At 62.9% G+C, this 2,501-nt stretch carries 2 protein-coding genes; both read left to right on the top strand.

The features are described from left to right. Nucleotides 1-1,656 (top strand): NADH-ubiquinone oxidoreductase-F iron-sulfur binding region domain-containing protein (locus ACIQ3A_RS15080; protein WP_396432540.1); only part of this gene is annotated, 1,656 nt, incomplete at its 5' end. Then, nucleotides 1,653-2,501, top strand: an 849-nt coding sequence (locus ACIQ3A_RS15075) for a 2Fe-2S iron-sulfur cluster-binding protein (RefSeq protein WP_396432539.1), incomplete at its 3' end; no start/stop codon positions are given. The genes ACIQ3A_RS15080 and ACIQ3A_RS15075, both read left to right, overlap by 4 nt.

The following is a 2,501-nucleotide window of genomic DNA, read 5'->3' as shown; positions in this document are numbered from 1 at the left end:
AACCAGCTCAAAGGACGGCAGCCTTCGCAGGCCGCCGTGGCCGAGGTCCGTGGCCTCATCGGGGCGGCGCCCACTGATGGCCACCGACGTGATTTGCTGATTGAGCACCTGCATGTGCTCAACGACCATTTCCATGGGCTGTTTGAGCGCCACATCGTGGCCCTGGCCGCCGAGATGCGCCTGCCTGTGGTTGAAGCGTTTGAGGTCGCTTCGTTCTACCACCACTTTGAACTGCTCAAGGACCATGACACCGCGCCGGGCGTGACATTGCGCGTGTGCGACAGCCTCAGTTGCAGCCTGGCTGGCGCCCAAAGCCTGCTGGACAAACTGCCGGCCCTGCTGGGACCGAATGTCAAGCTTCAGCCCGTGCCCTGCCTGGGCCGATGCGAGCAAGCACCTGCGGCGCAAGTCGGCCAGCAAGCCGTTGCTTTTGCCACCCCTGAAAAATTGACATCGCTGCTGGCCCGGCAGCAAACACAGCCCCTGCCATTGCCCCATGCGCTGCGCTATGACGCCTACAAAAAAGCAGGCGGCTACCAACTCGCCTTGCAAGTGGCCACGGGTTTGAAGGACCATGAGTCGGTGATCGAGTGCCTGGCGTCTGCTGGCTTGCGGGGTCTGGGTGGCGCAGGCTTCCCAGCGGGCCGCAAGTGGCGCATTGTGCGTGACCAGCCCGGGCCGCGCCTGATGGCGGTCAACATCGATGAGGGCGAGCCCGGCACCTTCAAGGACCGCACTTGCCTGGAGGCCGATCCGCACCGTTTTCTGGAAGGTGTGCTGATCGCCGCCAGCGTGGTGGGCTGCGAGGCGGTTTACATTTACCTGCGCGACGAGTACCACGAAGCCCGGGTCATGCTGACCGAAGAATTGGCCGCGTTGAAATTGAACCCACCTTGCGCCTTGCCGCAGATCGAGTTGCGTCGTGGCGCTGGTGCCTATATTTGCGGTGAAGAGTCCGCCATGATTGAAAGCATTGAAGGCAAGCGCGGCGAGCCCCGCCTGCGCCCCCCTTACATCGCCGAAATCGGCTTGTTTGGACGCCCAACCTTGGAGCACAACTTCGAGACGCTTTACTGGATTCGCGAACTGGTTGAGCAGGGCGCTGACCGTTTTGCAGCGCAGGGTCGGCATGGTCGCAAGGGCCTGCGCCGCTTCAGTGTGAGCGGTCGCATCAAACAGCCGGGGGTCAAGCTGGCCCCTGCGGGCATCACCCTGCGCGAATTGGTCGATGAATACTGCGGCGGTATGGCCGATGGTCACACCCTTTATGCCTACCTTCCCGGCGGTGCCAGTGGCGGCATCTTGCCCGCCCGCCTTGCCGATGTGCCGCTCGACTTTGACACGCTGCAGCTTCACGGCTGCTTCATTGGCTCGGCTGCTGTCATGGTGCTTGGCCAACACGACAGCGCCCGTGCGGCGGCCTTGAACGTGATGAAGTTCTTTGCACACGAAAGCTGTGGGCAGTGCACGCCCTGCCGTGTAGGCACCGACAAAGCGGCGCAACTCATGGCCGTGGATGTGTGGGATGCGGACACCTTGCAAGACCTCGCGCAGGTCATGGGCGATGCCTCCATTTGCGGTCTCGGCCAAGCGGCACCCAACCCGATCCGGTGTGTGCTGGATTATTTCCCGCACGAAGTGGGGGCCACGACATGAGTACCATTGAATTCACCCTCAACGGCCAAAGCGTCGAGGCACCCGCTGGCAAAAGCATCTTCAACATCGCCAAAGAACTGGGCATTGCCATCCCCCACCTGTGCCACCAGGAAGGCCTGGTGCCCGACGGCAACTGCCGCGCCTGTGTGGTGGAGATCGGCGGTGAGCGCGCCTTGGCGCCCAGTTGCTGCCGCAGCCCCCGCCCCGGTATGCAGGTGCAAACCGCCAGCCCGCGGGCCCTCAAAAGCCAGAAAATGGTGCTTGAAATGCTGCTGGCCGATTTGCCCGAGCAAGGCTTTAAATGGCTCGATGACCGTGCGCAAGCGCCGCATGGTGAGCTGAGCCAGTGGGCCGAACACCACGGCGTGCAGGTGCGCCCGTCTTTGGCCGCATTGCGCCGTGAGGCGGTGCCCGCCGATTTGTCTCACCCGGCCATGGCCGTCAACCTGGACGCCTGTATCCAATGCAACCGCTGCGAACGCGCTTGCCGCGACTTGCAGGTCAACGATGTGATCGGCCTGGCTTTTCGGGGCGCCCACACGCAAGTGGTGTTTGACCTGGCCGACCCGATGGGTGGCAGCAGTTGTGTGGGCTGCGGCGAATGCGTGCAGGCCTGCCCCACGGGGGCGCTCATGCCCAAGAGCCACATCGGCCCGCAAAAGGTGGACCGCGAGGTCGACTCAGTCTGTCCGTTTTGTGGCGTCGGCTGCTTGGTCACCTACCAGGTCAAGGATGAAAAAATCATCAGCGTCAAAGGCCGGGAAGGCCCGGCCAATGAAGGGCGTTTGTGCGTCAAGGGCCGATTCGGCATGGACTACATCCACAGCCCCGACCGCATCACAAAA

It is taken from the genome of Limnohabitans sp., from assembly GCF_044361985.1.
GTDB lineage: Bacteria > Pseudomonadota > Gammaproteobacteria > Burkholderiales > Burkholderiaceae_C > Limnohabitans_A.
The sequence above is the reverse complement of the archived record's forward strand: the minus strand, read 5'-3'. Positions and strand labels throughout refer to the sequence as shown.